General features: G+C 68.6%; 23 protein-coding genes. 11 read left to right on the top strand and 12 right to left on the bottom strand.

Annotated elements, in window-relative coordinates; translation table 11 throughout:
• The first annotated feature begins 16 nt into the window (after nucleotides 1-16).
• Complete coding sequence (locus tag DXK32_RS00485; protein ID WP_114856696.1) at nucleotides 17-424, top strand: response regulator; 408 nt, start codon at nucleotides 17-19, stop codon at nucleotides 422-424.
• A 25-nt stretch (nucleotides 425-449) separates the two neighbouring features.
• Here DXK32_RS00485 and DXK32_RS00490 read toward each other — a convergent pair whose 3' ends face one another.
• Nucleotides 450-1,679, bottom strand: a complete 1,230-nt coding sequence (locus DXK32_RS00490) for a sensor histidine kinase (RefSeq protein WP_114856697.1) — start codon at nucleotides 1,677-1,679, stop codon at nucleotides 450-452.
• 405 nt (nucleotides 1,680-2,084) lie between these two features.
• On the opposite strand from DXK32_RS00490, the gene DXK32_RS00495 reads away from it, so the two are divergent.
• A complete protein-coding gene (locus DXK32_RS00495) occupies nucleotides 2,085-2,330 on the top strand; it encodes a hypothetical protein (RefSeq protein WP_114856698.1) in 246 nt (81 codons plus the stop codon).
• Complete coding sequence (locus tag DXK32_RS00500; protein ID WP_114856699.1) at nucleotides 2,327-2,764, top strand: hypothetical protein; 438 nt, start codon at nucleotides 2,327-2,329, stop codon at nucleotides 2,762-2,764. The genes DXK32_RS00495 and DXK32_RS00500 overlap by 4 nt, the downstream gene beginning before the upstream one ends.
• 46 nt (nucleotides 2,765-2,810) lie before the next feature.
• Here the strand turns inward: DXK32_RS00500 and DXK32_RS00505 are convergent, their stop codons facing one another.
• The 8 genes from DXK32_RS00505 to DXK32_RS00540 form a co-directional block, all read right to left on the bottom strand.
• Complete coding sequence (locus DXK32_RS00505; RefSeq protein WP_114856700.1) at nucleotides 2,811-3,587, bottom strand: SDR family NAD(P)-dependent oxidoreductase; 777 nt, start codon at nucleotides 3,585-3,587, stop codon at nucleotides 2,811-2,813.
• Between the two features lie 149 nt (nucleotides 3,588-3,736).
• Nucleotides 3,737-4,651 (bottom strand): SMP-30/gluconolactonase/LRE family protein, encoded by a 915-nt coding sequence (locus DXK32_RS00510; RefSeq protein ID WP_114856701.1) that lies wholly within the window; start codon nucleotides 4,649-4,651, stop codon nucleotides 3,737-3,739.
• Entirely contained in the window at nucleotides 4,648-6,192 is a 1,545-nt protein-coding gene (locus DXK32_RS00515; RefSeq protein WP_114856702.1) for a tripartite tricarboxylate transporter permease, read from the bottom strand. Before DXK32_RS00515 ends, DXK32_RS00510 begins: the two co-directional genes overlap by 4 nt.
• 48 nt (nucleotides 6,193-6,240) lie before the next feature.
• Nucleotides 6,241-6,753 carry a tripartite tricarboxylate transporter TctB family protein gene (locus DXK32_RS00520; protein ID WP_114856703.1) on the bottom strand — a complete coding sequence of 171 codons (513 nt, stop codon included), beginning with the start codon at nucleotides 6,751-6,753 and terminating at the stop codon, nucleotides 6,241-6,243.
• Nucleotides 6,754-6,845: 92 nt separating this feature from the next.
• Nucleotides 6,846-7,811 carry a Bug family tripartite tricarboxylate transporter substrate binding protein gene (locus tag DXK32_RS00525; protein ID WP_059399493.1) on the bottom strand — a complete coding sequence of 322 codons (966 nt, stop codon included), beginning with the start codon at nucleotides 7,809-7,811 and terminating at the stop codon, nucleotides 6,846-6,848.
• 104 nt (nucleotides 7,812-7,915) lie between these two features.
• A complete protein-coding gene (locus DXK32_RS00530) occupies nucleotides 7,916-8,566 on the bottom strand; it encodes a 2-dehydro-3-deoxy-6-phosphogalactonate aldolase (RefSeq protein ID WP_114856704.1) in 651 nt (216 codons plus the stop codon).
• A 5-nt stretch (nucleotides 8,567-8,571) separates the two neighbouring features.
• On the bottom strand, nucleotides 8,572-9,564 hold the full coding sequence (locus DXK32_RS00535; RefSeq protein ID WP_114856705.1) for a 2-dehydro-3-deoxygalactonokinase: 993 nt from the start codon (nucleotides 9,562-9,564) through the stop codon (nucleotides 8,572-8,574).
• On the bottom strand, nucleotides 9,528-10,367 hold the full coding sequence (locus DXK32_RS00540) for an IclR family transcriptional regulator (protein WP_114856706.1): 840 nt from the start codon (nucleotides 10,365-10,367) through the stop codon (nucleotides 9,528-9,530). Before DXK32_RS00540 ends, DXK32_RS00535 begins: the two co-directional genes overlap by 37 nt.
• A gap of 279 nt (nucleotides 10,368-10,646) precedes the next feature.
• On the opposite strand from DXK32_RS00540, the gene clpB reads away from it, so the two are divergent.
• Both clpB and DXK32_RS00550 read left to right on the top strand, forming a co-directional pair.
• A complete protein-coding gene (clpB, locus tag DXK32_RS00545; protein WP_114856707.1) occupies nucleotides 10,647-13,316 on the top strand; it encodes an ATP-dependent chaperone ClpB in 2,670 nt (889 codons plus the stop codon).
• Between the two features lie 147 nt (nucleotides 13,317-13,463).
• Complete coding sequence (locus DXK32_RS00550) at nucleotides 13,464-14,057, top strand: class I SAM-dependent methyltransferase (RefSeq protein ID WP_114856708.1); 594 nt, start codon at nucleotides 13,464-13,466, stop codon at nucleotides 14,055-14,057.
• Between the two features lie 5 nt (nucleotides 14,058-14,062).
• Here DXK32_RS00550 and DXK32_RS00555 read toward each other — a convergent pair whose 3' ends face one another.
• Together DXK32_RS00555 and DXK32_RS00560 are read right to left on the bottom strand one after the other, a co-directional pair.
• Complete coding sequence (locus DXK32_RS00555; RefSeq protein ID WP_114856709.1) at nucleotides 14,063-14,881, bottom strand: cytochrome c oxidase assembly protein; 819 nt, start codon at nucleotides 14,879-14,881, stop codon at nucleotides 14,063-14,065.
• 73 nt (nucleotides 14,882-14,954) lie between these two features.
• On the bottom strand, nucleotides 14,955-15,749 hold the full coding sequence (locus DXK32_RS00560; RefSeq protein ID WP_114856797.1) for an FCD domain-containing protein: 795 nt from the start codon (nucleotides 15,747-15,749) through the stop codon (nucleotides 14,955-14,957).
• Nucleotides 15,750-16,136: 387 nt separating this feature from the next.
• On the opposite strand from DXK32_RS00560, the gene lldP reads away from it, so the two are divergent.
• The 6 genes from lldP (at nucleotide 16,137) to DXK32_RS00590 (ending at nucleotide 24,584) form a co-directional block, all read left to right on the top strand.
• A complete protein-coding gene (gene lldP, locus DXK32_RS00565) occupies nucleotides 16,137-17,825 on the top strand; it encodes an L-lactate permease (RefSeq protein WP_114856710.1) in 1,689 nt (562 codons plus the stop codon).
• Nucleotides 17,826-18,153: 328 nt separating this feature from the next.
• Nucleotides 18,154-21,042 carry an FAD-binding and (Fe-S)-binding domain-containing protein gene (locus DXK32_RS00570; protein ID WP_114856711.1) on the top strand — a complete coding sequence of 963 codons (2,889 nt, stop codon included), beginning with the start codon at nucleotides 18,154-18,156 and terminating at the stop codon, nucleotides 21,040-21,042.
• 20 nt (nucleotides 21,043-21,062) lie between these two features.
• Nucleotides 21,063-21,833: a (Fe-S)-binding protein gene (locus DXK32_RS00575; protein WP_114856712.1), complete on the top strand. Its 771-nt coding sequence runs from the start codon at nucleotides 21,063-21,065 to the stop codon at nucleotides 21,831-21,833.
• Complete coding sequence (locus DXK32_RS00580; protein WP_114856713.1) at nucleotides 21,826-23,250, top strand: LutB/LldF family L-lactate oxidation iron-sulfur protein; 1,425 nt, start codon at nucleotides 21,826-21,828, stop codon at nucleotides 23,248-23,250. Before DXK32_RS00575 ends, DXK32_RS00580 begins: the two co-directional genes overlap by 8 nt.
• Nucleotides 23,243-23,902 carry a LutC/YkgG family protein gene (locus tag DXK32_RS00585; RefSeq protein ID WP_114856714.1) on the top strand — a complete coding sequence of 220 codons (660 nt, stop codon included), beginning with the start codon at nucleotides 23,243-23,245 and terminating at the stop codon, nucleotides 23,900-23,902. Before DXK32_RS00580 ends, DXK32_RS00585 begins: the two co-directional genes overlap by 8 nt.
• Before the next feature lie 235 nt (nucleotides 23,903-24,137).
• Nucleotides 24,138-24,584: a group III truncated hemoglobin gene (locus tag DXK32_RS00590; RefSeq protein ID WP_114856715.1), complete on the top strand. Its 447-nt coding sequence runs from the start codon at nucleotides 24,138-24,140 to the stop codon at nucleotides 24,582-24,584.
• Here DXK32_RS00590 and DXK32_RS31960 read toward each other — a convergent pair whose 3' ends face one another.
• A complete protein-coding gene (locus DXK32_RS31960; RefSeq protein ID WP_162801021.1) occupies nucleotides 24,585-25,079 on the bottom strand; it encodes a substrate-binding domain-containing protein in 495 nt (164 codons plus the stop codon).
• Nucleotides 25,080-25,118: the final 39 nt, after the last annotated feature.

Raw genomic sequence — 25,118 nt, forward strand, 5'->3', positions numbered from 1 at the left:
AATTCGGAACGCTTTCATGGACATCGCATCGCCCGCACCGGCTCCTGCCGCGTCGAAGCCCACCATCCTCGTCGTTGACGACACGCCGGACAATCTGAAGCTGCTCAGCGGCCTGCTGAAGGACAGCTATCGGGTGAAGGTCGCCAACAACGGGCGCAAGGCGCTGGAGATCGCCGCCGCGATTCCGGCGCCGGACCTGATCCTGCTGGACGTGGTCATGCCGGAGATGGACGGCTATGAGGTCTGCGCCGCCTTGAAGGAGGCGCCGGAAACCCGCAACATCCCCGTGATCTTCCTGACCGGACGGGCCGACGAGGCCGACCGGGAACGCGGCTTCGCCATGGGGGCGGTGGATTACATCGCCAAGCCGGTCGATCCCCCATCGGTGCTGGAGCGTGTCGCCGCGCGCATTCCGGCCTGCTGATTGCGGATTCCTCTGCGAGCCGACCTCAGGCCGGCGCGTCGGCCGGAGCGGAGACGCGCCTCGGCATGCGGACGACGAAGCTGGCGCCGCCGCCGGGCTGGCTTTCGACCTCGATGGTCCCCTGAAGCACCTGATGGACGAGGTTGAAGGCGATGTAGAGCCCCAGCCCCGGATATTCGATGCCCCGGCGGGTGGTGAAGAAGGGATCGAACAGCTTGGGCAGATGCTCCGGGTCGATCCCCTTGCCATCGTCGGACAGGCGCAGTTCCACCCAATCCTCCTCCCGCGCCGTGACCGACAGGATGACGCGCCCGTTCTGGCCGGGCCGGAAGGCGTGGGCCACCGCGTTGCGGATCAGGATGGACAGCACCTCCGACAATGGGCCGGGATGGCTGTCGATGGCCAGACCGGCGGGACAGGACACGGTGAGGCTGTGCCCGGCCTCGCGCAGATGCGGGTCCAGCCCGAACAGCGCGTCGGAGAGATAGTCCTTGAGGTCGAACACCCGCCGTTCCGATCCGGCACGGTCCACCACGACCTGCTTGAAGCTCTGGATCAGGTTGGCGGTGCGCACGATGTTGGTGGTGACCAGCAGGGTCCCCTCCCGCGCGTTCTCCAGGAAGCGGGCGAGGTCGGATTTGCGGATCGCCCCGCTCTGGAATTGCGAGGCCAACGATTCGACCAGTCCGGAGAGATGGGACACCGCGGTCAAGGCCACGCCGATCGGCGTGTTGATCTCATGGGCGACACCGGACACCAGAAGGCCCAACGCCGCCATCTTCTCCGTCTGGATCAGGTGTTGCTGCGTCTCCTCCAGCCGGCTGTGGGCGGCCCGCACCTCCTCGACGGTGGCGCGCAGCGAGTCGGCGGTGGCCTTCAGCGACAGGTGGTTCTTCACCCGCGCCAAGACGATGGGGGGACTGATCGGCTTGCTGATGTAATCGACGGCGCCCAGATCGAGGCCGAACTTCTCGTCCTCCACCGAGGTGCGGGCGGTGAGGAAGATCACCGGAACGTCGCTGGTTCGCGGATCGGCCTTCAGGCGGCGGCACACCTCGTAGCCGTCCATGCTCGGCATCATCACGTCGAGCAGGATCAGATCGGGCGGATGGTCGGAAAAGGCGATGCGCAGAGCGGCGTCGCCGTTGTTCACCGTTTTGACCGCATAAATGGATTTCAGGTGGCTGCTCAGCAGCGACAGGTTGTCGGCGGTGTCATCCACGATGAGAATCGTCGCCTTCGTCGGTGCTCCCATATCCGCCCCTTCCTCTTGCGGCGGACAAGACGATCCGGCGCTCCCCCGGTTTGGGGCGCCAGCCATAACCAGCGCGTCACTGGCCTGCCGAAACACCCACGTCCGCCAGAGGCGACCTTACAACGCGATTTTTTATCGGCAAAGACAATTTATCAGTGCTTAAATGAAGAACAACTCTCTCCTAAAAATCGTCTTACGGCGAAAAAACAACTTAATTTTATGCATTGTCCGAGTTCACCGGACGCTGTGCCGCGCCGAGGGGAACCGGCCGGCCCCCAAGGGCGTTTCCGTGTCCGCGAGCGACGGGCGGGGCGCGAAAAAGTGGTAGCCCGCCCCCACCCGTCAAACTGTCACAGACCGCTCGTATAGTCCGTCCAACTTTGGAAATGCCTCGTGAATCCAGCCATGACGACGCCGACACACACCCGTAAGCTCCAGACCACTCCCACGCCCAAGCTCCATTGCGCCTGCTGCGGGCGTCCCTTCACCCGCAGTTCCGGCCGCGGCCCCGCTCCGCTCTACTGTTCGGCGGACTGCCGGACGCAGATTCGCATCCGCCAACGGGTCTGGTCGAGCCGGCCCGGCTACGCCGCCGCGGGCGGCACGGCCAACCACCGCCCCCCCCTGTTCGAAACGGCCTGCGCATCATGATGAAGCTGGTGATCCACGACCGCCATTCCGCCGCCGGACTGATCCTGCCGGAGGTCGGCCACATGCGCGACGTCGTGCGCGCCCTGCGCGGGCTGGAAACGGTGGACAGCGCGTCGGTGCTGCTCGAAGCCTTCGCCCGGCGCTGCCTGGAGGCCGGCGTGGCCTTCGATTCGACGGACCCGCTGACCGCCTGCTCCTTCTGCACCCACTTGGTGGAGGTGGAGGTCCATGCGGAGGACGGAGCGGCGCCCGTCCAGTTCGTCCGGCTCTACGACCGCGACACCGACGGCATCCTCTGCCGCCGTCATCACGGCACCCTGCACGCGGTGGCCCGCCAGTTGCGGTGCGAGGACGGCGTGCCCTTCCCCACCCTGCCGGCCATCGCCGCCAAGACGGCGGCCCTCACGGCGGGCATCCCGCCGCGCCCGCTCTGACCCAGGCGGACGCGGACGGGTTCGCCAACCGTTACAGCAGGTCCCGTTACGGCATATACTGGCCGCCGTTGACGTCGAGAACCTGCCCGGTGATGTAGCCGCTGCAGGCGTGCGACGCGAAGAACAGGAAGGTCGGGGCGCATTCCTCCGGACGGCCGAAGCGGCCCATCGGGAAGCCCGAGCCGATGCGGGCCTTGGTGTCCTCGTCCTTGTCGGCGTGGAAGGCCGTGTCGAAGGTGCCCGGCGAGACCATGTTGAAGCGGATGCCGTCCTTGGTGTGGAAGGCCACCCAGTTCTTCTGGATGTTGTGCAGCCACGCCTTCGCCGCGCCGTACAGGCCGGCGCCCGGACCGCCGCCGGTGTAGCCGGCGACCGAACCGACCGAGATCACCGAAGAGGTGGTGCCGTTCTGCGCCGCCGCGGCCTTCAGGTGCGGCAGGGCGTGCTTGGTCACCATCAGCGCGGAGCGCGAGTTCAGGTCGGTCACCGCGTCGAAGAACGCGTCGTCGATCTCCGGCAGCGGCTTGCGCGCGACCAGACCACCGGCGTTGTTGATGAGCACGTCGATGCCGCCGAAGCGCTCGACGAAGGCCTCGACCAGCGTGCCGCAGGCCGCGCTGTCCGACACGTCGGCCTGGAGGAAGACGACCTCGCCGCCCAGCCCGTTCAGGCGGGCCAGCGTGGTCTCCAGGTCCGCCGGAACGCGGCGGCCGTTCATGGCGACCTTGGCGCCGGCGCGGGCGAACGCCTCCACCGCCGCCAGGCCGATGCCCTGGGTGGAGCCGGTGATCAGAACGCGCTTGCCCTTCAGATCGTCAAACATTCCTTGCCTCTCGTGTCTTGGTCTTGACATTCCCTCTCCCCTCCGGGGAGAGGGTTAGGGTGAGGGGGTTGCGCTTTTGCCGGACGCACCGCGACGCGCACCCCCCTCACCGGCCCTTCAGGCCACCCTCTCCCCAGAGGGGAGAGGGTTCAATCGGCCAGGCGGGGTTCCGGCAGGCCCTGGGCGCCGGGATCGAACATCAGGACGCGCCCGCCATGCGGGTCCTCGGCGAGGTCCGCCGGCCCGCGGCTGAGCGAGGTGACCAGCATCGTCCGCAGGTCCGGCCCGCCGAAGGCGCACATGGTCGGCTTGCGCATCGGCACCTCGATGCGGCGGTCGAGGTCGCCGTTCGGAGTGAAGCGCTTGATGCAACCCTCATCCAGGCAGCAGATCCAGTAGCAGCCGTCGACGTCCACCGCGGCACCGTCGGGGCGCCCGACCATGGCCCGCATGTCGACGAAGGGGCGGCGGTTGCCGGCGGTGCCGGTGTCCGTGTCATAGTCCCAGGCCCAGACCATCCGCACGTCGCGGTGGCTGTCGGACGCGTAGAGCGTGCGCCCGTCCGGGCTGAAGGCGGAGCCGTTGGGGATGATGTAGCCGCCGGTGCCCGTCTCGGTCAGCCCGTCGGCCCGCGTGAAGCGGTGCCACAGGCCGGAGGAGTCACCCTTGCTGATGTCCATGACCATGCTGGACAGCCAGAACCGCCCCTGCCGGTCGCAGCGCCCGTCGTTGAAGCGCATGCCCTCCTTGGGGAAGCGGTGGGTGGCGAGGGTGGTGACCACCGCCTCCCCGCCTTCGTCCGGCAGGTCCACGTCGAAGATTCCGGTCTCGCAGGCGCAGACCGCGCCGCCGTCCGGACGCAGGACGAGGCTGCCGATCATCTCCGGCAGGGTCCAGCGGCGGTGGGCACCGCTGGACGGGTCGAGCCGGTGGATGGTCCGCGCCGGGATGTCGATCCAGGTCCATGAGGCCCGCTCGGTGTCCCAGACCGGATTCTCGCCGGTGCCGTTGCGCAGCTCGGGATCGAAGACGGCCTCCAGGCCGATGCTGGTCGTGGTCGTCATTCCGGGGTCCCCATGCGGCTGCTCCCAGCGGCCGGGTTGATCGTCGTCGGTCCGCCGGGCGAGCGTTGCGCCCACAGGCGGCGCAGCAGCGGAAGCATCAGCGTCAGGATCGCGATGGTCAGCAGGACCGCGGTGATCGGGCGGGTGTAGAGGAAGTCGTAGCTGCCGCCCGACAACGACAACGCGCGGCGGAAGTTCGCCTCCGCCATCGGCCCCATGATGAGGGCGAGCACGACGGGCGAGGCCGGGAAGTCCCACTTCTGCATGAAGTAGCCGACGACGCCGGCGGCCAGCATGATCCAGATGTCGAACAGGCTGTTGTTGATGGCGTAGGTACCGACGATGCACAGCGCCAGGATGCACGGCGTCAGAACCGACTTCGGCATCTGCAGGATGCGCCCCATGAAGCGCAGCGAGCCGAGGCCGACCACCAGCATCATCACGTAGCAGACCAGCATGCCGGCGAACAGCGTGAAGACCAGATCGGCATGGTCCTTGAACAGCAGCGGGCCGGGCTGCAGGCCCTGGAGCGTCAGGGCGCCCAGCATCACGGCGGTCACCGCGTCGCCGGGGATGCCGAGAGTCAGCATGGTCAGCAGCGCGCCGCCCGTGCAACCGTTGGCGCCGGATTCACAAGCGGCGACGGCGCCCAGCTCGCCCTTGCCGTAATTCTCGGGCGTCTTGCTGAAGCGCTTGGCCTCGTTGTAGGCGACGAATGCGGCGATGTCGGCGCCGGCGCCCGGGATCATGCCGATGATGATGCCGAGGCCCGAAGAGCGCGCGATGTTGCCCAATTGGCGGCGGAACATGTGCCAGGGCGGGATGATGCGGTCCAGCGCCGCGGCCATGCCGGCGCGAACCTGCGGGTCCTCCAGCGACTTGAAGGCTTCGGCGGCGGCGAACAGGCCGATCATCACCGGGATGAAGGGCACGTTGAACAGCTCGGTGTAGCCGCCGGTGTAGCGCGGGAAGCCGCCCATCGGGTCGAGTCCGACGGTCGCCAGCAGCAGGCCGAGGAAGCCGGAGATCAGGCCCTTGATGACCGACACGCCGGAAATGCTGGCAATGATCGACAGGCCGAAGACGGCGAGCGCGAAGGATTCCGACGCGCTGAATTCCAACGCGAAGCGCGCCAGCACCGGGGCCAGGAAGATCAGCACGAACACGCTGGCCGTGCCGCCCAGGAAGGACGAGAAGGTGGCGGTGCCGAGCGCGATGCCGGCCTGCCCCTTCTTGGTCAGCTCGAAGCCGTCGATGGCGGTGGCGGCGGCGGCCGGGGTGCCGGGAATCTTGAGCAGGATGGCCGTGACCGACCCGCCGTAGATGCCGCCGAAGAAGACACCGGAAATCATCAACAGGCCCGACAGCGGGTCCATGCCGAAGGTGAAGGGCAGCAGGATCGCCACGCCCATCGTTGCCGTCAGGCCGGGCAGCGCGCCGATGATGATGCCCAGCGTAACGCCGAACAGGGCGAGCAGCAGCGCCATGGGCTGGTTGAACAGCGCCTGCGCGCCGTGAAGAAGCATGTCGAGTTCGTACATCTCACCCCTCCGTCAGCGGAGTGTTGCGGCCGGTCGGATCGGTTCGGGTCATTCGAAAAGACTCCCGACCGGAAGCGGCACGCTGAGCGCCACGGCGAAGGCGGCGTAGATGAGCGCGGTCAGCACGGCGGCGATGGCGGCGTTCGCGATCACGTTGCGCCGCCCCATCAGCCACATCAGGCCGAACAGGTAGATCGGCGTCGCGATGGCGTAGCCGACGAACTCCATGGCGTACAGGCAGGCGGCGGTCGCGACGATGCCGATGGCCACCGTGCCGTAGCTGGCCTTGGGTTCGGCCTGCGCCGGATCGTCCGGGGGAGCGGCCGGCGCCCGAAGCGTGTTGAAGACCAGGATCGCGCAGAGCACCAGAAGGGCGACCGCGAAGATGATCGGGAAGCGTGCAGGGCCGACGTCGGTCTCCAGCATGGTCGGCGGGAAATCACCCGCGACGATGATGGCGGCCACAGCGACCGCCATGACGAGGACAGCGATGACCAGCGTGGCAAGGCGGTCCTGCGGGCGCAGGCCAACCTTGCCGCCCGGAGCGGGAGCGTTGCTCATGAATGAATCTCCTTCGGACGCCCGGCGGCCCGAAGGCCGCCGGGGACACGCCGGGGATGCGGCTTACGTGAAGCGGCTTGCTTAGGATCGGCTTACTTGGACAGGCCGATCTGCTTCATCAGCACCTTGAACATCTCGGCGTCCTTCTCCATGGCCACCTTGTACTCCGGGCCGTCGAGATAAGCGTAGCTGAGGTTCATCTTGGTCAGCTGGTCGCGGAAGCCCTGCTCCTCGACCGCCTTCTTGGAGGCGGCGCGCAGCGTCTCGACGATGTTCGCCGGGGTCTTCTTCGGAACGACGATGCCGCGCCAGGTGGCGACCGTCACGTCGATGCCCTTTTCCTTCAGCGTCGGGGCGTCCGGGAACGCCTTGGAGCGCTGGTCGTCCATCACGGCCAGGATGCGCAGCGTGCCGGCGGCGATGTGGCTCGACACCTCGGCCGGGCTGACGCTGACCGCCTCGATGTGGTTGCCGAGGAGCGCCGTGACCGCCGGGTTGGCGCCGTCGTACGGGATGTGGCTGAACTTCAGGCCCGACTTGGTCGCCAGGGCCTCGGCGGCCAGGTGCCAGATGGCGCCGGTGCCGGAGTTGCCGATGCGGACCTTGCCCGGATTCTCCTTGGCGTAGGCCAGGAACTCCTCGATGGTCTTCCACGGCGCGTTGGCGTTGACCGTGATGGCGCTCGGCTCGGCGTTCAGGCGGGCGATCGGGGTGAAGTCATCGGCCGTGAAGCGGGCGACGCCGAGGTTCGGCAGGGTGGTGATCTCCACGGTGCCCATGCCGATGCGGTAGCCGTCCGGACGGGCGGCCATGATCTCCGACAGGCCGACGGCACCGCCGCCGCCGGTCTTGTTCACCACGCCCACCGACTGCGGCAGGTGGCGGTTCACGGCGTCCGCATAGGCGCGGGCCACCAGATCGGTGCCGCCGCCGGCGGCGTACGGAACGATCAGCTCGATCGCCTTGGTCGGGTACTCGGCGGCCTGAACGGCGACCATCATCGTGGCGGAGGTCAGCGCGCCGACGACGGCGCCGGTGACGAAACGATAGCCCTTCATGAACGTTCTCCCTGGAAAATTGCTTGTGATGGTGAGGGGGGGAGGAAGCCCGCGGCGCATTCTGCGACCGGCCGCGGGATGGTGCGCTGTTGCCGTGGGTCCGGTCAGCGCGGGTTGAGACGCCGCCACGCGGCGACGAAGGCGTCGGCCCGCTCGCCGACCTCGGCGGCAGACAGGCCGGGCGCGTAGAGCGCAGAGCCCAGACCGAAGCCGGCCACGCCGGCCTCAAGGAACGGCGCCATGGTGTCCGGAGCGATGCCGCCCACCGGCAGCAGACGGGTGCCGGCGGGCAGGATGGCGCGCATCGCCTTGATGATGCGCGGGCCGACCAGTTCCGCCGGGAAGATCTTCAGGGCGTCGGCCCCGGCTGACAGCGCTGCGAAAGCTTCCGTCGGCGTGGCGATTCCGGGCAGGCTGACCAACCCCGCGGCCTTGGCGGCGCGGATCACCGCCGTGTCGGCGTGCGGCATGACGACCAGATCGGCACCGATCTCCTTGAGGCGGGCCACCTGCTCCACCTCCAGAACCGTGCCGGCGCCGACCAGCGCGTCGCGCGGCAGCAGCCGGCGGACGGCGGCGATGCTCGTGAACGGATCGGGCGAGTTCAGCGGCACCTCAATCATGCGGAAGCCGCTGTCGTAGAGCGTCTGCGCGACGCCCTCCGATTCCGCGGGGGTCAGGCCGCGCAGGATGGCGACCAGCGGCAGGGCGGCAAAGGCGGCGTCGAAGCGGGCCTTGATGGAATCGTCGGACATATCGGTTACTCCCCCGCCGGCGCGATCAGGCCGGCGGCAACGGCGAACTGGAAGAGCCCACGCGGGGCGGTGTTCTCAAGCCGGTCGGTGGGCTCGACGCCCAGCAGCTCCAGGCCGCGCACGTAGCGGCGGCAGAGCGCGCCCTCGCCGATCAGCAGCAGCGGACGGCCCTCATGCAGCTCGTTGCGCATGTGGCCGAGGCCGGAGACCAGCTCGTGGCCGATCAGCAGGCCGGACAGGTAATCCTTCAGAAGCTCCGCCGGCATGCGGCGGGTGATGCCGAGCGTGCGCGCGGCGAAGATCTGGTGCGTGAAGTCGCCCGGCCCGCTGGCCTGCGCCGCCCGCACGCCCTCGGCGAAGGCGGCGTCGGACTCGGCCTCTGCCGGGGCGGCGTCCGTCGGCATCAGCCGGCCGAGGATCGAGTGCTTGCACAGCACGGCGAAGGTCTCGCCGGTCATGTAGGTGGAGAAGCGGATCATGCGCCCGCCGACGATCTCCACCCATTTGGAATGGGTTCCGGGCAGCACCATGCAGGCGTCGCGGCCCCAGTCGGGACGGTCGGCCAGCACGCCGGCGATCTGGATCTCCTCGCCGCGCAGGATGTCCGGCGGGCCGCTCGGCGGGTCGTAGAGGACGCCGGGGGCGATCAGGATGCGGGACCCCGACGCGCTCTCCACCGGGATGGCCTGCGAGGCCAGGGTGGTCGTGTCGGCGGGGCAGCGGACATAGGGGGCCTCACGCCAGCCCTGGGCGCTGCCGACCATGCCGCCGGCCACCACCGGCAGGCGGGGGTGCTTGGTCAGCCAGTCGCCGCACAGGTCGGCGAAGGCCTGCTCGAAGCCGGCGATGCCCGGCATCGGCAGGTTCTGGATGCCATGCGCGTTGGCGCGCTGGTCCAGCACCCGCCCGTCGCCGCCCATCAGGAAGCCGCGCAGGCTCGACGTTCCCCAGTCGAGGGCGATCAGCGATGCCCCGACGCCTGTTCGTCCCGTTTCCATCCCAAATCCTTTGAAATCGCGTCGGCGACCGCCCGGACGATGGGTCCAAGCTCCTCCATCCGTTCGTCCGGCATGTAGGGCACGGCGCTCGCCACGCTGATGGCGGCGACGACCTGGTTGCGGACGTCACGGATCGGCGCGCCGACGCAGCGGATGCCGATTTCGTTTTCTTCAAGGTCGAAGGACCAGCCGCGGTCCACATAGGCGGCCAGCCGGGATTCGAACTCCGGCCAGGGCGCCAGCGGCGGCCGCTCCGGCGCCGCCGCGGTCAGGCGGAGCGCTTGATCGTACAGCGCCGGCCAGCGCTCGCGCGGCAGGCCGAGGAGAAGCGCCTTGCCCAGCCCCGTGGAGGCCAGCGGCATGCGCAGGCCGATGCGCGACCGCATCTCCAGCCCGCGCGTGTTCGGAATCTTGTCGAGGTAGAAGACCTCCGCCCCCTCGACGACGCCGAGATGGACGGTGTCGCCGGTCTGGCGGGCCAGCTCCTCGATGTGCGGACGGGCGACGGCGACCAGCGGACGCTGCTCCAGCGCGCGCATGCCGAGCGCGATCAGCTTCGGCCCCAGCAGGTAGCCCTTGTAGGGCACATGGTGCAGATAGCCGTCCTGGGTCAGGCTGTTGAGCATCCGGTGCGTGGTGCTGCGCGGGGTGCCCAGCTTGGCGGCGATGCCCTTCACGTCACCGATACCCGCCGCCACGCATTCCAGGAGGGCGAGGCCGCGCATCAGCGTCTGGGTTCCGGAAGCCTGCGGCTTCTCGGGCGACGCTTGTGCATCGAGCGGATTTGCTCCGATGCCGGCCATATCCTCCCTCCTGCGTTCTTGTTCGATATCTGGCATATCAGTTTCCACCACTTTATGAAGGCGTACGGATTGTGTCAAATAAATAAATCACCGTCCATATAGTGAGACAATGGTGCGCAAGACAGCCTTGCCCCACGGTCCGGGCGGCCGTCTTGATCGGAGCGGCGCCCCTGCCCATCTGTTCCCTTGAGGCGACCGGGGCCGCGCATGGTGCGGGCCACACAGGCCGTCTTCCCGCGCCTTCGCAAAGGGCGGGAACCATAACGAACGGAGTGCCTGATGGACTTCGGTCTGTTCACCGACCGTGCGCGCGGCGTCATCCAGGCTGCGCAACTGGCGGCTCTCGCCGGACGCCACCAACAGCTCGTCCCCGAACATCTCGTGAAGGCCCTGGTCGAGGACGCCGACGGCGTGCCCGCCAAGCTGATCCGCGATGCCGGCGGCGACCCCGAGCTTTTGAAGACCGCCGCCGAGGAAACCCTCAACCGCCAGACCCGTGTGGATGGCGAAGGGCCGCACCCAATCTTCATGTCCCCGGCGCTCGCCGGCGTGCTCCAGAACGCCGTCGAAACGGCGCGGGGTGCCGGCGACAAGTTCGTCTCCCCCGAACGGCTCCTCGAATCGCTGGCCGCCCAGGGCGGCAGCACCCGCGCGCTGTTCCACCGCGCCGGTGTCGATCCGGCTGTGCTGGTCGAGGGCGTCGAGTCGCTGAGCCGGAACCGCCCCGCCGACCGGCAGGAGGACGCCCAGATAGGCGAAGCGCTCGCCAAATACGCCCGCGACCTGACGGAGGAGGCGCGCCAGGGCCGTCTCGACCCGGTGATCGGGCGCGACGACGAGATCCGCCGCACCATCCAGGTCCTGGCCCGGCGCACCAAGAACAACCCCGTGCTGATCGGCGAGCCCGGCGTCGGCAAGACCGCCGTGGTGGAGGGTCTGGCCCAGAGGCTGGCCTCCGGCGACGTGCCGGAGGGGCTGAAGGACCGGCGCGTTCTGGCGCTCGACCTCACCGCCCTGCTGGCCGGCGCCAAGTTCCGCGGCGACTTCGAGGAGCGGCTGAAGGCCGTCCTGTCGGAGGTGCAGCAGGCGGCGGGCCGCATCATCCTGTTCATCGACGAGCTGCACTCGCTGATCGGGGCCGGCCGCACGGACGGCGCCATGGACGCCGCCAACATGCTGAAGCCCGCGCTGGCGCGCGGCGAGCTGCGCTGCGTCGGCGCCACCACGCCGGACGAGTACCGCAAATACATCGAGAAGGACGCGGCGCTGGCCCGCCGCTTCCAGCCGGTGAACGTTGACGAGCCGTCCGACGAGGACGCCGTGTCGATCCTGCGCGGCATCAAGGGCAAGTACGAGGTGCACCACGGCGTGCGCATCGCCGACGCGGCTGTGGTCGCGGCGGTGCAGCTCTCCGCCCGCTACATCGCCGACCGTCGCCTGCCCGACAAGGCCATCGACCTCGTCGACGAGGCGGCCAGCCGCCTGCGCATGGCCATCGACAGCAAGCCGGAGGCGCTGGACGCCGTCGGACGTCGCGTCGCCCAGCTGAAGATCGAGCGCGAGGCCCTGAAGTCGGAGCCGGACGCCGCGTCCCAGGACCGGCTGCACAAGCTGGAGTCCGAACTCGCGGTGGACGAGGCGAAGCTGACCGCCATGGAGGAGGAATGGCGCGTCGGCCAGTCGCGCCGCACCGAGGGCCGCCGCCTGAAGGAGGAGCTGGACCAGGCCCGCACCAAGCTGGAGCACGCGCAACGCGACGGCGACTGGGCGAAGGCCGGCGAGCTGGCCTACGGCGTCGTTCCCGACCTGGAGAAGCGTCTGGCCGAGGCGGAATCCCGCGCCAACGCGGAGCGGGAGGAGGTCACGGCGAAGGACATCGCCGCGGTGGTCACCCGCTGGACCGGCATCCCGGTGGACCGCATGCTGGACAGCGAGCGGCAGCGGCTGAAGGGCATGGAGGACCGGCTGGCCGAGCGCGTCGTCGGTCAGGCGGAGGCGGTGCGCGCCGTGTCCAAGGCGGTGCGCCGGGCGCGGGCCGGGTTGAAGGACCCGAACCGTCCGACCGGCTCCTTCCTGTTCCTGGGCCCGACCGGCGTCGGCAAGACGGAGCTGGCCAAGGCGCTGGCCGCCTTCCTGTTCGACGACGAGACCGCGGTCACCCGCGTCGACATGTCGGAGTATATGGAGAAGCACTCCGTCGCCCGCATGATCGGCTCGCCTCCGGGCTATGTCGGCTATGACGACGGCGGTACGCTGGCCGAGAAGATCCGGCGCCGGCCCTATCAGGTCGTCCTGCTGGACGAGGTGGAGAAGGCCCACCCCGACGTGCTGAACGTGCTGCTCCAGGCGCTCGACGACGGGCGGCTGACCGATGGCCAGGGCCGCACGGCGGACTTCCGCCACGCGATCCTGATCATGACGTCGAACCTGGGGGCGGACGCCCTGACCGCGCTCGGCGAGGACGACAGCCTGGAGGGCGCCCGGATCGAGGTGATGGACGCGGTGCGCCGCGCCTTCCGGCCGGAGTTCCTGAACCGGCTGGACGACGTGCTGATCTTCCGCCGGCTGGGGCGCGAGCAAATGGCCCACATCGTGGACATCCAACTCGCCCGCGTCGCCGACCGTCTGGCGGAGCGCGGCCTGTCGCTGACCGCCGACGACGCGGCCCGCGCCCGGCTCGCCGACCTCGGCTGGGACCCCGCCTTCGGCGCCCGCCCGTTGAAGCGGGCGGTGCAGAATCTGGTGGAGGACCCGATCGCCGAGCGGCTGCTCGACGGCGAAGTGGACGAGCGCTCGACCCTGCACCTGTCGACGCGGGACGGCCGCCTGACCCTGGACGGGGTGCCGGTCGAGGAGGACCGCGCCACCGGCTTCAAGGCCCCGGAGCGCCCGCCGTTGGGCTTCGCCCTGACGGGCGGCGGCGGACGGAGCAGCGCCGCCGTCCACTGAGCGTGACGCGACACGAGAACCCCGGCCCGCAAGGGCCGGGGTTTTTCGTTGCGCGCGTGCCCCGACGCCTCATGGATATGCCGCGGTCTGTGGTAAGCAGGAGGGACGGTTGCGCCGTCAACGGTGCGCCTTGCGGAGGACCGGGGAATGAGCGGATGGAACGGGTACGGTGAAAACGCGACAGCGCTCACCGAACAGTACGAGAGCGTGGCGTTCGCCGATGTGCATCGCGACGTGCTCCACCTCTTCCCCTCCCAACCGAGCCGCGTCCTGGACATCGGCGCGGGCACGGGACGGGACGTGGCCGCCTTGTCGGCGCTTGGCCACGAGGTGACCGCCGTCGAACCGACGCCGGAGCTTCGCAGCGCGGGAATGCGCATCCACGCCGCGACGCCGATCCGCTGGCTCGACGACAGCCTGCCGGAGCTGGCGGTGGTGCGGAGCGACGGCGGGCGCTACGACGTCGTCCTGCTCACCGCGGTGTGGATGCACCTCGATGAGGCCCAGCGAGCCATCGCGATGCCGCACATCGCGGGCCTGCTGAACCCAAGCGGACGGATCGTCATGTCCTTGCGCCACGGCCCGGTGCCGGCGGGGCGGACCATGTACGACGTGTCGGCCGCCGAAACCATCGCGCTTGCCGCGTCCGTCGGCCTGCGCTGCATCCATCGGAACGACCGGGAGGATATGCTCGGCCGCGGCGACGTGTCCTGGAGTTTCCTCGGGTTGGAGGCAAGCTGACCGCCTTACGAGCGCTGGCGCTCGGGCACCATCAGCCAGCGCGCCAGCGCGTAGAGGTTGACCGCCACATAGACCGCCGCCCCGACCACCCCCATGATGAGCCCGCCGAGTTGCTGGTCGGCGAGCGCCGACAGGCCCCAGGGCGCCGTCGTCTCCAGATGGTAGACGAACAGCGGCTGCGGGGCGAAGATCAGCAGGGCCGCCAGAATGGCGAGATGGACCGAGGTGCCGAAGGCCGACAGCAGCCCCCTCCCCCGCATGGCCGCATCGTCGGGGGCCAGCACCGTCCGCCACGCGGCGACCGCACCGATGAGCAGGCTGGCGTGCATTACCCACAGCACCGCGTCGAAGCGCAGCGCCGCCATGTAGAGTCCCGGCAAATGCCACACCCAGAGGAACAGCCCGAACAGACCCCAGGCGATTTCCGGAACGGCCAAAGGTGAGGCCAGGACCCGCGCCCAGTTGGGCCAGCGGAGCGCGTCCATCGGCCAGGACAGGACCAGCAGGGGCGCCGCGACCTGGATGGTCAGAAGATGCTGGACCACCCGCGCCGAGAACAGGGCGGAGGTCAGGCTGCACAGCGGCGACACGAAGGCGGCGAACAGAATCAGCCACCCGGCGGCGAAGCACCAGGGCTGATGACGGGCCATCCCCGCTCCATGCCGCCGCACCACCATCGCGTATCCCACGGCGGCAAAGGCGAAGACGGACAGCAGGACCGGATCGCCGTTCCAGGCGCTCCAGAACCCCTCCGGCACCGGCGGGGCGCCGCAATAGGGAATGATGGACGGCAGCGTTTGGGCGAGCGGCGTTGCGGTGGGCACGGCTGGACCTCCTTGGCCTACAGCCGTGTAAAACCGGGAATGGCCCTGGGGTTCCCAAATGCCGCCCGTTGAGTCAGGCCCGTTCGGCGGTTTCGATCAGATCGGTGCGCCCGATGCGGCGCAGGGAGGCCTCCAGCCGCGTGTCGTCCTCGCGGATTTCCCGCAGGGTGTGCAGCGTAAACATCACATGCGCCTCCGCCGCCGTGTGGGCGGCCTCGGCGTCGCCGGCCAGCACCGCGTCGACGATGGCCAGATGCTGCGCCAGCAGCAGGTCGCGCACGCCGGGCCGGGTGTAGAGCCGGTCGCGGTTGTAGAACACGTCGTTGCGCAGCATCTCCGACAACGCGCCCATGATGTGCAGCATCACCGTGTTGTGCGCCGCCTCGTAGAAGGCGAGGTGAAGCTGCGCGTCCACATCGGCCTCTTCCGACGGGTCGTCCTTGCCGTGGGCGTCGCGCATGCGCTGGGCCAGGGCGCGGATCGCCTGACGGTCGAGGTCGGTCGCCCGCTGCGCGGCCAGCTTGGCCGCCGCCGCCTCGATGGAGGTGCGGAACTCCAGGTAATGGAAAGGCGCGTCCGGGTCTGACTGAAGCAGCGCCGCCAGCGGGGCGGCGATGGGCGCCAGGAACTGCGCGATGTGCGTGCCGTTGCGCCCGGAGACGAGCAGCCCGCGCTCCTCCAGCTTCTCCAGGGCGTCGCGCAGCGACGGGCGCGAGACGTCCAGCTTCAGCGCCAGATCCCGTTCCGGCAGCAGCTTCTCCCCTGGACGCAGCACGCCTTCCCGGATCAGCGTCTCCAGATGGTCGGCGATGGCGTCCGCCAATTTGGCCGGCTTGATCATTCCGTTGCCCTGCCCCTTGTCCTGCATCCGCAGAAATCCCATCCGATCCCGAAGGTTAGATATCGTCACGGCTTCCGCGCGTCCAGCCCCACCGCGCCCCCTGGCACCGTTTCCCGATCGCAGCGCTCTCGAAGGAGTCAGGTGGTAATACCACGGGCAAGAAAAAGTCTCTCGCGACGCCGACGGTAAATTGAATTTTCCCTATTGCCAACCATTGCGACCCAATGTATCCGTTCAGAGCCTTTGGTCATATGTTTTGACCGGAGCCCAACCCAAGAAAAAAACTGACCTCCACGGTCGAATGGCCATGGAATGACAGGCGGCGCGCGTCCGGATAAGACGTGCGGGTCCGGGCTCCACTCATGGTCGCTGGCCAAAGCGCAGAACCGAGAATCTGCGGCATAGGTAGGAAACATGCAGCCCTGGACACAAGTCTACGATCCCGCGGGTAACCTTTGGCTTTCGGCACTTGTGGCCGCGTTGCCGATCATTTTCTTCTTCATCGCGCTGACGATGCTGCGCTTGAAGGGCCACGTCGCGGGCACCATCACCGTCGCCATCTCGCTGGCCGTCGCCATCCTGTTCTACAAGATGCCGGTCGGCATGGCGCTGGCGTCCGCCGGATACGGCTTCCTCTACGGTCTGTGGCCCATCGCCTGGATCATCGTGGCCGCCGTGTTCCTCTACAAGATCACGGTCAAGACCGGTCAGTTCGAGATCATCCGCTCGTCGGTGGTTTCGATCACCGAGGACCAGCGTCTTCAGATGCTGATGGTCGGCTTCTCCTTCGGCGCCTTCCTGGAAGGGGCTGCGGGCTTCGGCGCGCCGGTCGCCATTACCGCGGCGCTGCTGGTCGGGCTGGGCTTCAACCCGCTCTACGCCGCCGGTCTCTGCCTGATTGCCAACACCGCCCCGGTGGCCTTCGGCGCCATGGGCATTCCGATCATCGTCGCCGGTCAGGTCACCTCGCTCGACCCGTTCCGGATCGGCGCCATGGCCGGCCGCCAGCTGCCGCTGCTGTCCGTCTTCGTGCCCTTCTGGATCATCATGATCATGGACGGCTGGAAGGGCGTGCGCGAGACCTGGCCCGCCATCCTGGTCGCCGGCGGCACCTTCGCCGTCACCCAGTACTTCACCGCCAACTTCATCGGGCCTGAGCTGCCGGACATCACCTCCGCCCTGGTCAGCCTCGTCAGCATCACCGTCTTCCTGAAGTTCTGGAAGCCCAAGGCGATCTTCCGCTTCGCCAACTCCCCGCTGCCCGCCGGCCCGGTGCCGCAGTCGGTCGGCGCCATGGCGTCGAGCGAGTTCAACGCCCAGCGCGGCTACAGCGCCGGTGAGATCGCCAAGGCCTGGTCGCCCTTCCTGATCCTGACCGTGATCGTCACGATCTGGAGCCTGAAGCCCTTCAAGGCCCTGTTCGCCAAGGGCGGCGCGCTGGCCGACACGGTGCTGTACTTCCCGGTCGCCGGGCTGGACAAGCTGGTGCTGAAGGCCGCCCCGATCGTCGCCTCGCCCAAGCCCATCGAGGCCGTCTACAAGCTCGACCTGCTGTCGGCCACCGGCACGGCCATCCTGATCTCCGCGATCATCACGATGGTCATGCTGAAGATGCGCCCGGCCGACGGCGTGAAGACCTTCGTCGAGACGGTCGGCGAGCTGAAGCGCCCGATCTACTCGATCGGCATGGTCCTGGCCTTCGCCTTCATCGCCAATTACTCGGGCCTGTCCTCGACCCTGGCGCTGCTGCTGGCCGGCACGGGCTTCCTGTTCCCGTTCTTCTCGCCGATCCTGGGCTGGCTGGGCGTGTTCCTGACCGGGTCCGACACGTCGAGCAACGCGCTGTTCTGCGGCCTGCAGGCCACCACGGCGCAGCAGGTGGGCGTGTCCGACGTGCTGATGGTCGCGGCCAACACGACCGGCGGCGTCACCGGCAAGATGATCTCCCCGCAGTCGATCGCCGTGGCCTGCGCCGCGGTGGGTCTGGTCGGCCGCGAGTCCGAGCTGTTCCGCTTCACCGTGAAGCACAGCCTGTTCTTCGTCGCGATCATCGGCGTCATCACCATGATCCAGGCCTACATCCTGCCCTGGATGATCCCCTAAGCGTCGAAGTCTCCCCCCTTCTCCTCCCCCCGGGGAGAAGGGGCGTCATCCACTGCCGAGCTTTATTCCCTACGGCGCCGCTCGGCCTTCCATCCGGTCGGGTGGCGCCGCTTTTTTATTGCATTGCAGCAGCGCAGCGCTGCGTTTGGTCAATTCATTTTACCATTGCGGCCACCCAGCAAATCGATTATCCGACATACTGACTGTGGCACACAACAAGCCGCCCGTCCGACAGGCGGAAACAAACCCAGCCCCAGCACCCGCAACCCGGACCGGCGATCACGGAGGAGTCGTCGCGCGGTCCCAGATCCGGAGGCCCCGAGAACCGATGCTGCCCGCGCCCTATGACCGCCTGCACGCGGCCCTCCGGGAGTTCATGCCGGACGAACGCCTCGTCACCGACCCGCTGCGCACGCTGGCCTACGGGACCGACGGCAGCTTCTACCGCCTGATCCCGAAGATCGTCGCGATCGTCGAGGCCGAGGGCGAGGTGGTGCGGCTGCTCAACCTCTGCCGGGAGCTGAAGACCCCGGTGACCTTCCGCGCCGCCGGCACCAGCCTGTCGGGCCAGGCGGTCACCGATTCCGTCCTGGTCCTGCTGGGCGACAGCTGGCGCGGCTGCACCATCCCGCCGGGTGCCGCGACGGTGACTCTCCAGCCCGGCGTCATCGGGGCGGAGGCGAACCGCAAGCTGGCTCCCTTCGGGCGCAAGATCGGTCCGGACCCGGCCTCCATCGCCACCGCCAAGATCGGCGGCATCGCGGCCAACAACGCCAGCGGCATGTGCTGCGGCACCGCCCAGAACAGCTACCGCACGCTGGCCTCCATGCGGCTGGTGCTGGCCGACGGCACGCTGCTGGACACCGGCGACGCCGCCAGCCGCGCCGCCTTCGCCGTCAGCCACGGCGCCCTGCTGGCCGGCCTGTCCGATCTGGCCGCCCGTACCCGCGCCGACGAGAAACTGGCGGAGCGCATCCGCAACAAGTTCCGCATCAAGAACACCACCGGCTACAGCCTGAACGCCCTGGTGGACTTCGAGGAGCCGGTCGAGATCCTCCAGCACCTGATGATCGGGTCGGAGGGCACGCTCGGCTTCCTGTCCGAGATCACCTACAACACGGTGCCGGAGCACGCCCACAAGGCGAACGCGCTGCTGATGTACCCGGACATCGGAGAGGCCTGCCGCGCCGTCGCGCTGATGAAGCCGACACCCGTCTCGGCGGTGGAATTGATGGACCGCGCCTCGCTGCGCTCGGTCGAGGGCAAGCCGGGCATGCCGGACTTCATCGGCGGGCTGGGGCCGGACGCCTCCGCCCTGCTGGTGGAGATCCGCGGCGAGGACGCGGTGGCGCTGGACGCCAACATCGCCGCGGTCAGCGCGGTGATCGCCAACACCCAGACCCTGTTCCCGCCCACCTTCACCACCGACGCCAAGCTGGGCGAGAGCTACTGGAAGATCCGCAAGGGCCTGTTCCCGGCGGTCGGCGCCATGCGCAAGGTCGGCACCACGGTCATCATCGAGGACGTGGCCTATCCACTCGACCGGCTGGCCGAGGCGACGGTCGAGCTTCAGGCGATGTTCCTGACGTTCGGCTACACCGAGGCGATCATCTTCGGGCACGCGCTGGAAGGGAACCTGCACTTCGTCTTCACCCAGGCCTTCGACACCGACGAGGAGGTCGACCGCTACCGCCGCTTCATGGACGCGGTGTGCGATCAGGTGGTGCGCAAGTACGACGGCTCGCTGAAGGCGGAGCACGGCACGGGCCGCAACATGGCGCCCTTCGTGGAGATGGAATGGGGTCCGCAGGCCTATGGCCTGATGAAGGAGATCAAGGCGCTGCTCGACCCGCAGGGCCTGCTGAACCCCGGCGTGATCCTGAACGACGACCCGGAGGCGCATCTCAAGAACCTGAAGGCGATGCCGGCCGCCCACCCGCTGGTGGACACCTGCATCGAGTGCGGATTCTGCGAGCCGACCTGCCCGTCGCACAAGATGACGCTCTCCCCCCGCCAGCGCATCGTCGGCTGGCGCGAGATTTCGCGTCTTGAAGCCACTGGCGCGGACTCGGCTCGGCTCGGCGCCTTGCACGAGGCTTATGATTACCAGGGCATCGACACCTGCGCGGCCTGCGGCCTCTGTTCCACCGCCTGCCCGGTGGGGATCGAGACGGGGCTGCTCATCAAGGCGATCCGCGGCGACCGTCGCGGGGCGATGGCCCAGGGGTTCGGCACCTACGTCGCCGAACACACCGCCGGGGCCTTGTCGGTCGCCCGCACCGGCCTGAAGCTGGCCGATCTGGCGAAGCGGGCGCTGGGTGACGACACGGCGAACGGGCTGTTCGAGAAGCTGCGCACCGTCACCGGCCAGCGCTTGCCGCATCTGCCGCGCGCCCTGCCCACTCCGACCAACTTCACGCCGCTGCCCCAGGCCAAGGCGTCCGCCGACGCGCCGACCGCCAACGCGCCGACTGTCGTCTATGTGCCGAGCTGCACCAGCCGCAGCATGGGTCCCGCCGCCAGCGATCCGGAGAAGACCCCGCTGCCGGTGAAGGTGGAGGCGCTGTTCCACAAGGCCGGCTACCGCGTCGCCTATCCGGAGCAGCTGGCCTCGCTGTGCTGCGGCATGCCGCTGGAAAGCAAGGGCCTCGCCGCCCAGGCCGACGCCAAGGCGGAAGAGATGGTCCGCGCCATCTGGGCGGCCAGCGCCAACGGCACGGCCCCGGTGGTCCTCGACACCAGCCCCTGCTCCTTCCGGCTGAAGAAGCACCTGAAGGACGCCGGGCTCCAGGTCCTGGATCTGGTGGAGTTCATCCACGATCATCTGCTCGACCGCCTGACCTTCACCAAGCAGACGGAGCCGGTGGTGCTGCACCTGACCTGCTCCACCCGCCGCATGGGGCTGGACGCCAAGATGAAGGCGGTGGCCGCCGCCTGCGCCACCCAGGTGGTGGTGCCGGAGGATGTCGGCTGCTGCGGCTTCGCCGGCGACAAGGGCTTCACCACGCCGGAGCTGAACGCCCACGCCCTGCGCCACCTGTCCAAGGACATCCCCGCCGGGGCCAAGGCCGGCTATTCGAACAGCCGGACCTGCGAGATCGGCCTGTCCGACCACTCCGGCTTGCCGTACCGTTCCATCGTCTATCTGGTCGATGCCTGCTCGACGCCGAAGGCTCCCGCCACGGCTTCCACGCGCGCGTCGGAACCCGCGTTCTGAGGCGGGAGGGAGGAAAAACCATGAGCCATGACGGCACCACGAGCCGCCCCGACATCGAGCGGCCGGAAAGCGTTTACTTTTTCGGCACCTGTCTGGTCGATCTGTTCTACCCGGACGCCGGCATGGCCGGCATGGAGCTGCTGAAGGCGCAGGGCGTCCGCGTCGTCTTCCCGCAGGGGCAGAGCTGCTGCGGTCAGCCCGCCTACAATTCCGGCTACCGGGAGGAGGCGCTGAAGGTCGCCCGCGCGCAGCTCGACTATTTCCCCGGCGACTGGCCCATCGTCGTGCCGTCGGGCTCCTGCGCCGGCATGATGAGCAAGCACTGGCCCGACCTGTTCAAGGGCGAGCCGGACGAGGCCCGCGCCCGTCAGGTGGCGTCCCGCGTGTGGGAGCTGACCCAGTTCCTCGTCCAGGTCCTCAAGGTCACGTTCGAGGACCAGGGACCGCCGGTGAAGATCACGTGGCACGCCTCCTGCCACGCCCAGCGCGAAATGGGCGTGACCGACGAGCCGAAGGCCCTGCTGCGCCAGCTCGCCAACGTCGAGCTGGTCGAGTTGCAGCGGGAGAAGGAATGCTGCGGCTTCGGCGGCACCTTCGCCGTGCGCCATCCGGAGATTTCCGCGGCGATGGTCGGCGACAAGGTGGCGGACATCGAGAACACCGGGGCCAAGGCCGTGGTGTCCGGCGACTGCGGCTGCCTGATGAACATCTCCGGCGCGCTGGAGGCTGGCCAGAAGCCGGTCCGCGGCGTCCACATCGCCCAGTTCCTGAAGGAGCGCACCCATGGGTGAGAGCAGCATCAACTTCGCGAAAGCGTCCAGCGCCGCGCTCCAGGACCAGCAGCTCCGCGGCAACTTCCGCCGCGCCATGGACGGGCTGATGTCCAAGCGCGCGGTGCAGTTCGCCGACACCGCCGAGTGGAACGGGGTCCGCGCGCTCGGCGCCTCGGTCCGCCTGCGCGCCCTCTCCAAGCTGCCGGAACTGCTGGAAAAGCTGGAAGCCAACTGCACCCGCAACGGTATCCAGGTCCATTGGGCGGCCACCACCGACGAGGCCAACGCCATCGTCCTGTCCATCATGCAGCGCGTGAACGCGAAGCTGGTGGTCAAGGGCAAGTCGATGGTGTCGGAGGAGATGCACCTCAACGCCTTCCTGGAGAAGCGCGGCATCGAGTGCCTGGAAAGCGACCTCGGCGAATACATCGTCCAGCTTGATGAAGCGATGCCCTCGCACATCATCATGCCGGCGATCCACATGAACACCAAGCAGATCGCCCATCTGTTCAAGCAGAAGATCAAGGAAGCGGAATACACCGAGGACGTCGCCCAGCTCACCGACCTCGCCCGCCGCGTCCTGCGCAAGAAGTTCGCGACCGCCGACGTCGGCGTCTCCGGCGTCAACATGGCGGTGGCGGAGACGGGCACGCTCTGCCTGGTGGAGAACGAGGGCAACGGGCGCATGAGCACCACGGTGCCGCCCGTCCACATCGCCGTCATGGGCCTGGAAAAGGTCGTTGAGAAGCTGGAGGACGTGCCGCCGGTCATCAGCCTGCTGACCCGCTCCGCGACCGCCCAGCCGATCACCACCTACGTCAACATGATCTCCAGCCCCCGCAAGGAGGGCGAGAAGGACGGCCCGGACGAGATCCATCTGGTGATCCTCGACAACGGGCGGTCGGGCATCTACGCCGACGAGGAGCTGCGCAACACGCTGCGCTGCATCCGCTGCGGCGCCTGCATGAACCATTGCCCGGTCTACACCAAGGTCGGCGGCCATGCCTATCAGGCGCCCTACCCCGGCCCGATCGGCTCGATCCTGATGCCGCAGGTGGAAGGGCTGGAGAAGCGGGGCGAGCTGCCGCACGCCTGCACCATGTGCAACGCCTGCGTCGAGATCTGCCCGGTCAAGATCCCCATCGTCGAGATCATGGGCCGCCTGCGGTCGGAGGCCGTGCACCCCGGCGACGCGGTGCGGGGCGCCGGCTCGCACGCCAGCAAGGCGGAGGCGATGGTGTGGAAGGGCTGGTCGATGACCTACGCCTCGCCGCTCGCCTACCAGTTCGCGACGGCGCTGCTGGCCAAGCTGGGCAACGCCGCGCCGACCAGCCTGCCGCTGCTGAAGGAGTGGACAAACGTGCGGACCAAGCCGCGCTTCGCCAACCGCACGCTCCACGCCCTCGCCCGCGAGAAGGGGATTCCCGATGTCTGAGTCCAGAAACGCGATCCTGGGCAAGCTGCGCGCCGGGCGCGACGCCCACCCGCTGACCCCGCCGGAGTCCGACTTCGCCGTCCTGCGCAACAAGCGCTGGGACGGCGCGGAACGGCTGGAGCGCATCAAGCGCATGATGGAGGCTGTCCACACGGAGTTCCTGGAGACAACGGAGGCCGACTGGCCCGCCGACGTCCAGGCTTTCCTGACGGCGCAGGGCACCCGCAACCTGCTGTTCGGCCCGGCCACCGAGGTCGGGGCGCGCCTCTCGTCCGCGTGGACGGACGGCGGTCCGGAGCTGATCCCCTACGCCGACCGGGTCGAGACCTTCAAGGAACGGCTGTTCGACGGCATCGACGCCGGCATCACGACGACGCTGGGGGCCATCGCCGACACCGGCAGCCTGATCGTCTGGCCGACGCCGGAGGAGCCGCGGCTGATGTCGCTGGTGCCGCACATGCACTTGGCGCTGCTGCGCGCCGACGCGCTGTACGACACCTTCTGGCAGGCGATGACCGAGAACCGCTGGGCCGACGGCATGCCGACCAACGCCCTGCTGATCTCCGGCCCGTCGAAGACCGCGGACATCGAGCAGACGCTGGCCTATGGCGTCCACGGGCCGAAACGGCTGGTGGTGGTCATCGTCCGGTAGGGGTGAAGAAAGCGCTGACGTTCATAACCCTCTCCCCTCCGGGGAGAGGGTGGCCCGAAGGGCCGGTGAGGGGGATGCGCGTGGCGCCACGTCCGGCACAAGCGCAACCCCCTCACCCTAACCCTCTCCCCAGAGGGGAGAGGGAATTTACAGCCCCGCGCGGGTGGCGGCGTGCCGCCGGGACGGGTATAGTGCCGGGTCTTGTTCGCCTCATGTCTTTTAGGACCCGACCGCCTTGGACCCGACCGCCGTTCCCACCCCCCAGTCCGCCACCATCGCCGAGCGGGTCGCCAAGACCGGCATCGACGAGGCGATGATCGAAGCCCTCGTCCGCAACTTCTACGGCAAGATCCGCAACGACGCCCTGCTCGGCCCGGTCTTCGGCGCGGCGATCACCGATTGGGAGCCGCATCTCCAGAAGATGATCGACTTCTGGTCCTCGGTCGCCCTGCTGACCCATCGCTACGACGGGCGCCCCCTGCCCGCGCATGTCCGCTTCGACATCGGGCCGGCGCATTTCGAGCGCTGGCTTGCGCTGTTCCGCGAGACGACGGCCGAGGTCTGCACGCCCGAGGCCGCCGCCTTCTTCGAGGACCGCGCCGCCAACATCGGGCGCAGCATCCAGATGGGGGTGGATTTCTTCCGCAAGCAGGCCGCTGCCGACGCCGCTGCCGGCCGCTGATCAGGCCCCGCGCACCGGCTTGCCCTTCACGCCCCAACTGTCCGTGAAGTCGCGCACGCCGGGGATGGTCATCATGTGGGCGTCCTTCACGTAGACGAACTGCTTCGGCCCAAGCTCGTACTCCGTCATGGTGATGCCCTTGGCCCGGCAGCGTTTCTGCTCCTCGGCCCCGATGCGGCGGTCGGACACCACCATGTCGGGATGCTCCAGCCCCACCCCGGCGCAGAAGCTGCGGAAACCGCTGTTGGTGCCCTCGGCGACGAGGCGCGGCTGGGTGTCCGGCGTGCTGTTGAAGCGGCTGGCCGCGGTGCCGACCGCCCCGCGCATGGACGGGCTGCCGACGATCCAGATCCCGCGCTCCTCGGGCGGCGGCTTCGGCACGGTCGGGGGCGGCAGCGTGGCCGTCTGCCGCGGCGATTGGAAGCCGGGGAACTGGCACCCGGCCAGCGCCGCCGCGACGGCGACCATGGCAAGACCTTTCGACAGGGATGGCACGCTGGTGTCTCCTCCAAAACCCTTTCACGACACGGCGCC

Origin of the sequence: Azospirillum brasilense, from assembly GCF_003349955.1 — a bacterium.
In the GTDB taxonomy this organism is placed as follows: domain Bacteria; phylum Pseudomonadota; class Alphaproteobacteria; order Azospirillales; family Azospirillaceae; genus Azospirillum; species Azospirillum brasilense_B.

Coding starts and splice junctions, on each gene's coding strand:
- DXK32_RS00485 (WP_114856696.1), top strand. CDS start 17: ATGGACATCGCATCGCCCGCACCGGCTCCTGCCGCGTCGAAGCCCACC.
- DXK32_RS00490 (WP_114856697.1), bottom strand. CDS start 1,679: ATGGGAGCACCGACGAAGGCGACGATTCTCATCGTGGATGACACCGCC.
- DXK32_RS00495 (WP_114856698.1), top strand. CDS start 2,085: ATGACGACGCCGACACACACCCGTAAGCTCCAGACCACTCCCACGCCC.
- DXK32_RS00500 (WP_114856699.1), top strand. CDS start 2,327: ATGATGAAGCTGGTGATCCACGACCGCCATTCCGCCGCCGGACTGATC.
- DXK32_RS00505 (WP_114856700.1), bottom strand. CDS start 3,587: ATGTTTGACGATCTGAAGGGCAAGCGCGTTCTGATCACCGGCTCCACC.
- DXK32_RS00510 (WP_114856701.1), bottom strand. CDS start 4,651: ATGACGACCACGACCAGCATCGGCCTGGAGGCCGTCTTCGATCCCGAG.
- DXK32_RS00515 (WP_114856702.1), bottom strand. CDS start 6,192: ATGTACGAACTCGACATGCTTCTTCACGGCGCGCAGGCGCTGTTCAAC.
- DXK32_RS00520 (WP_114856703.1), bottom strand. CDS start 6,753: ATGAGCAACGCTCCCGCTCCGGGCGGCAAGGTTGGCCTGCGCCCGCAG.
- DXK32_RS00525 (WP_059399493.1), bottom strand. CDS start 7,811: ATGAAGGGCTATCGTTTCGTCACCGGCGCCGTCGTCGGCGCGCTGACC.
- DXK32_RS00530 (WP_114856704.1), bottom strand. CDS start 8,566: ATGTCCGACGATTCCATCAAGGCCCGCTTCGACGCCGCCTTTGCCGCC.
- DXK32_RS00535 (WP_114856705.1), bottom strand. CDS start 9,564: ATGGAAACGGGACGAACAGGCGTCGGGGCATCGCTGATCGCCCTCGAC.
- DXK32_RS00540 (WP_114856706.1), bottom strand. CDS start 10,367: ATGGCCGGCATCGGAGCAAATCCGCTCGATGCACAAGCGTCGCCCGAG.
- clpB (WP_114856707.1), top strand. CDS start 10,647: ATGGACTTCGGTCTGTTCACCGACCGTGCGCGCGGCGTCATCCAGGCT.
- DXK32_RS00550 (WP_114856708.1), top strand. CDS start 13,464: ATGAGCGGATGGAACGGGTACGGTGAAAACGCGACAGCGCTCACCGAA.
- DXK32_RS00560 (WP_114856797.1), bottom strand. CDS start 15,749: ATGCAGGACAAGGGGCAGGGCAACGGAATGATCAAGCCGGCCAAATTG.
- lldP (WP_114856710.1), top strand. CDS start 16,137: ATGCAGCCCTGGACACAAGTCTACGATCCCGCGGGTAACCTTTGGCTT.
- DXK32_RS00570 (WP_114856711.1), top strand. CDS start 18,154: ATGCTGCCCGCGCCCTATGACCGCCTGCACGCGGCCCTCCGGGAGTTC.
- DXK32_RS00575 (WP_114856712.1), top strand. CDS start 21,063: ATGAGCCATGACGGCACCACGAGCCGCCCCGACATCGAGCGGCCGGAA.
- DXK32_RS00580 (WP_114856713.1), top strand. CDS start 21,826: ATGGGTGAGAGCAGCATCAACTTCGCGAAAGCGTCCAGCGCCGCGCTC.
- DXK32_RS00585 (WP_114856714.1), top strand. CDS start 23,243: ATGTCTGAGTCCAGAAACGCGATCCTGGGCAAGCTGCGCGCCGGGCGC.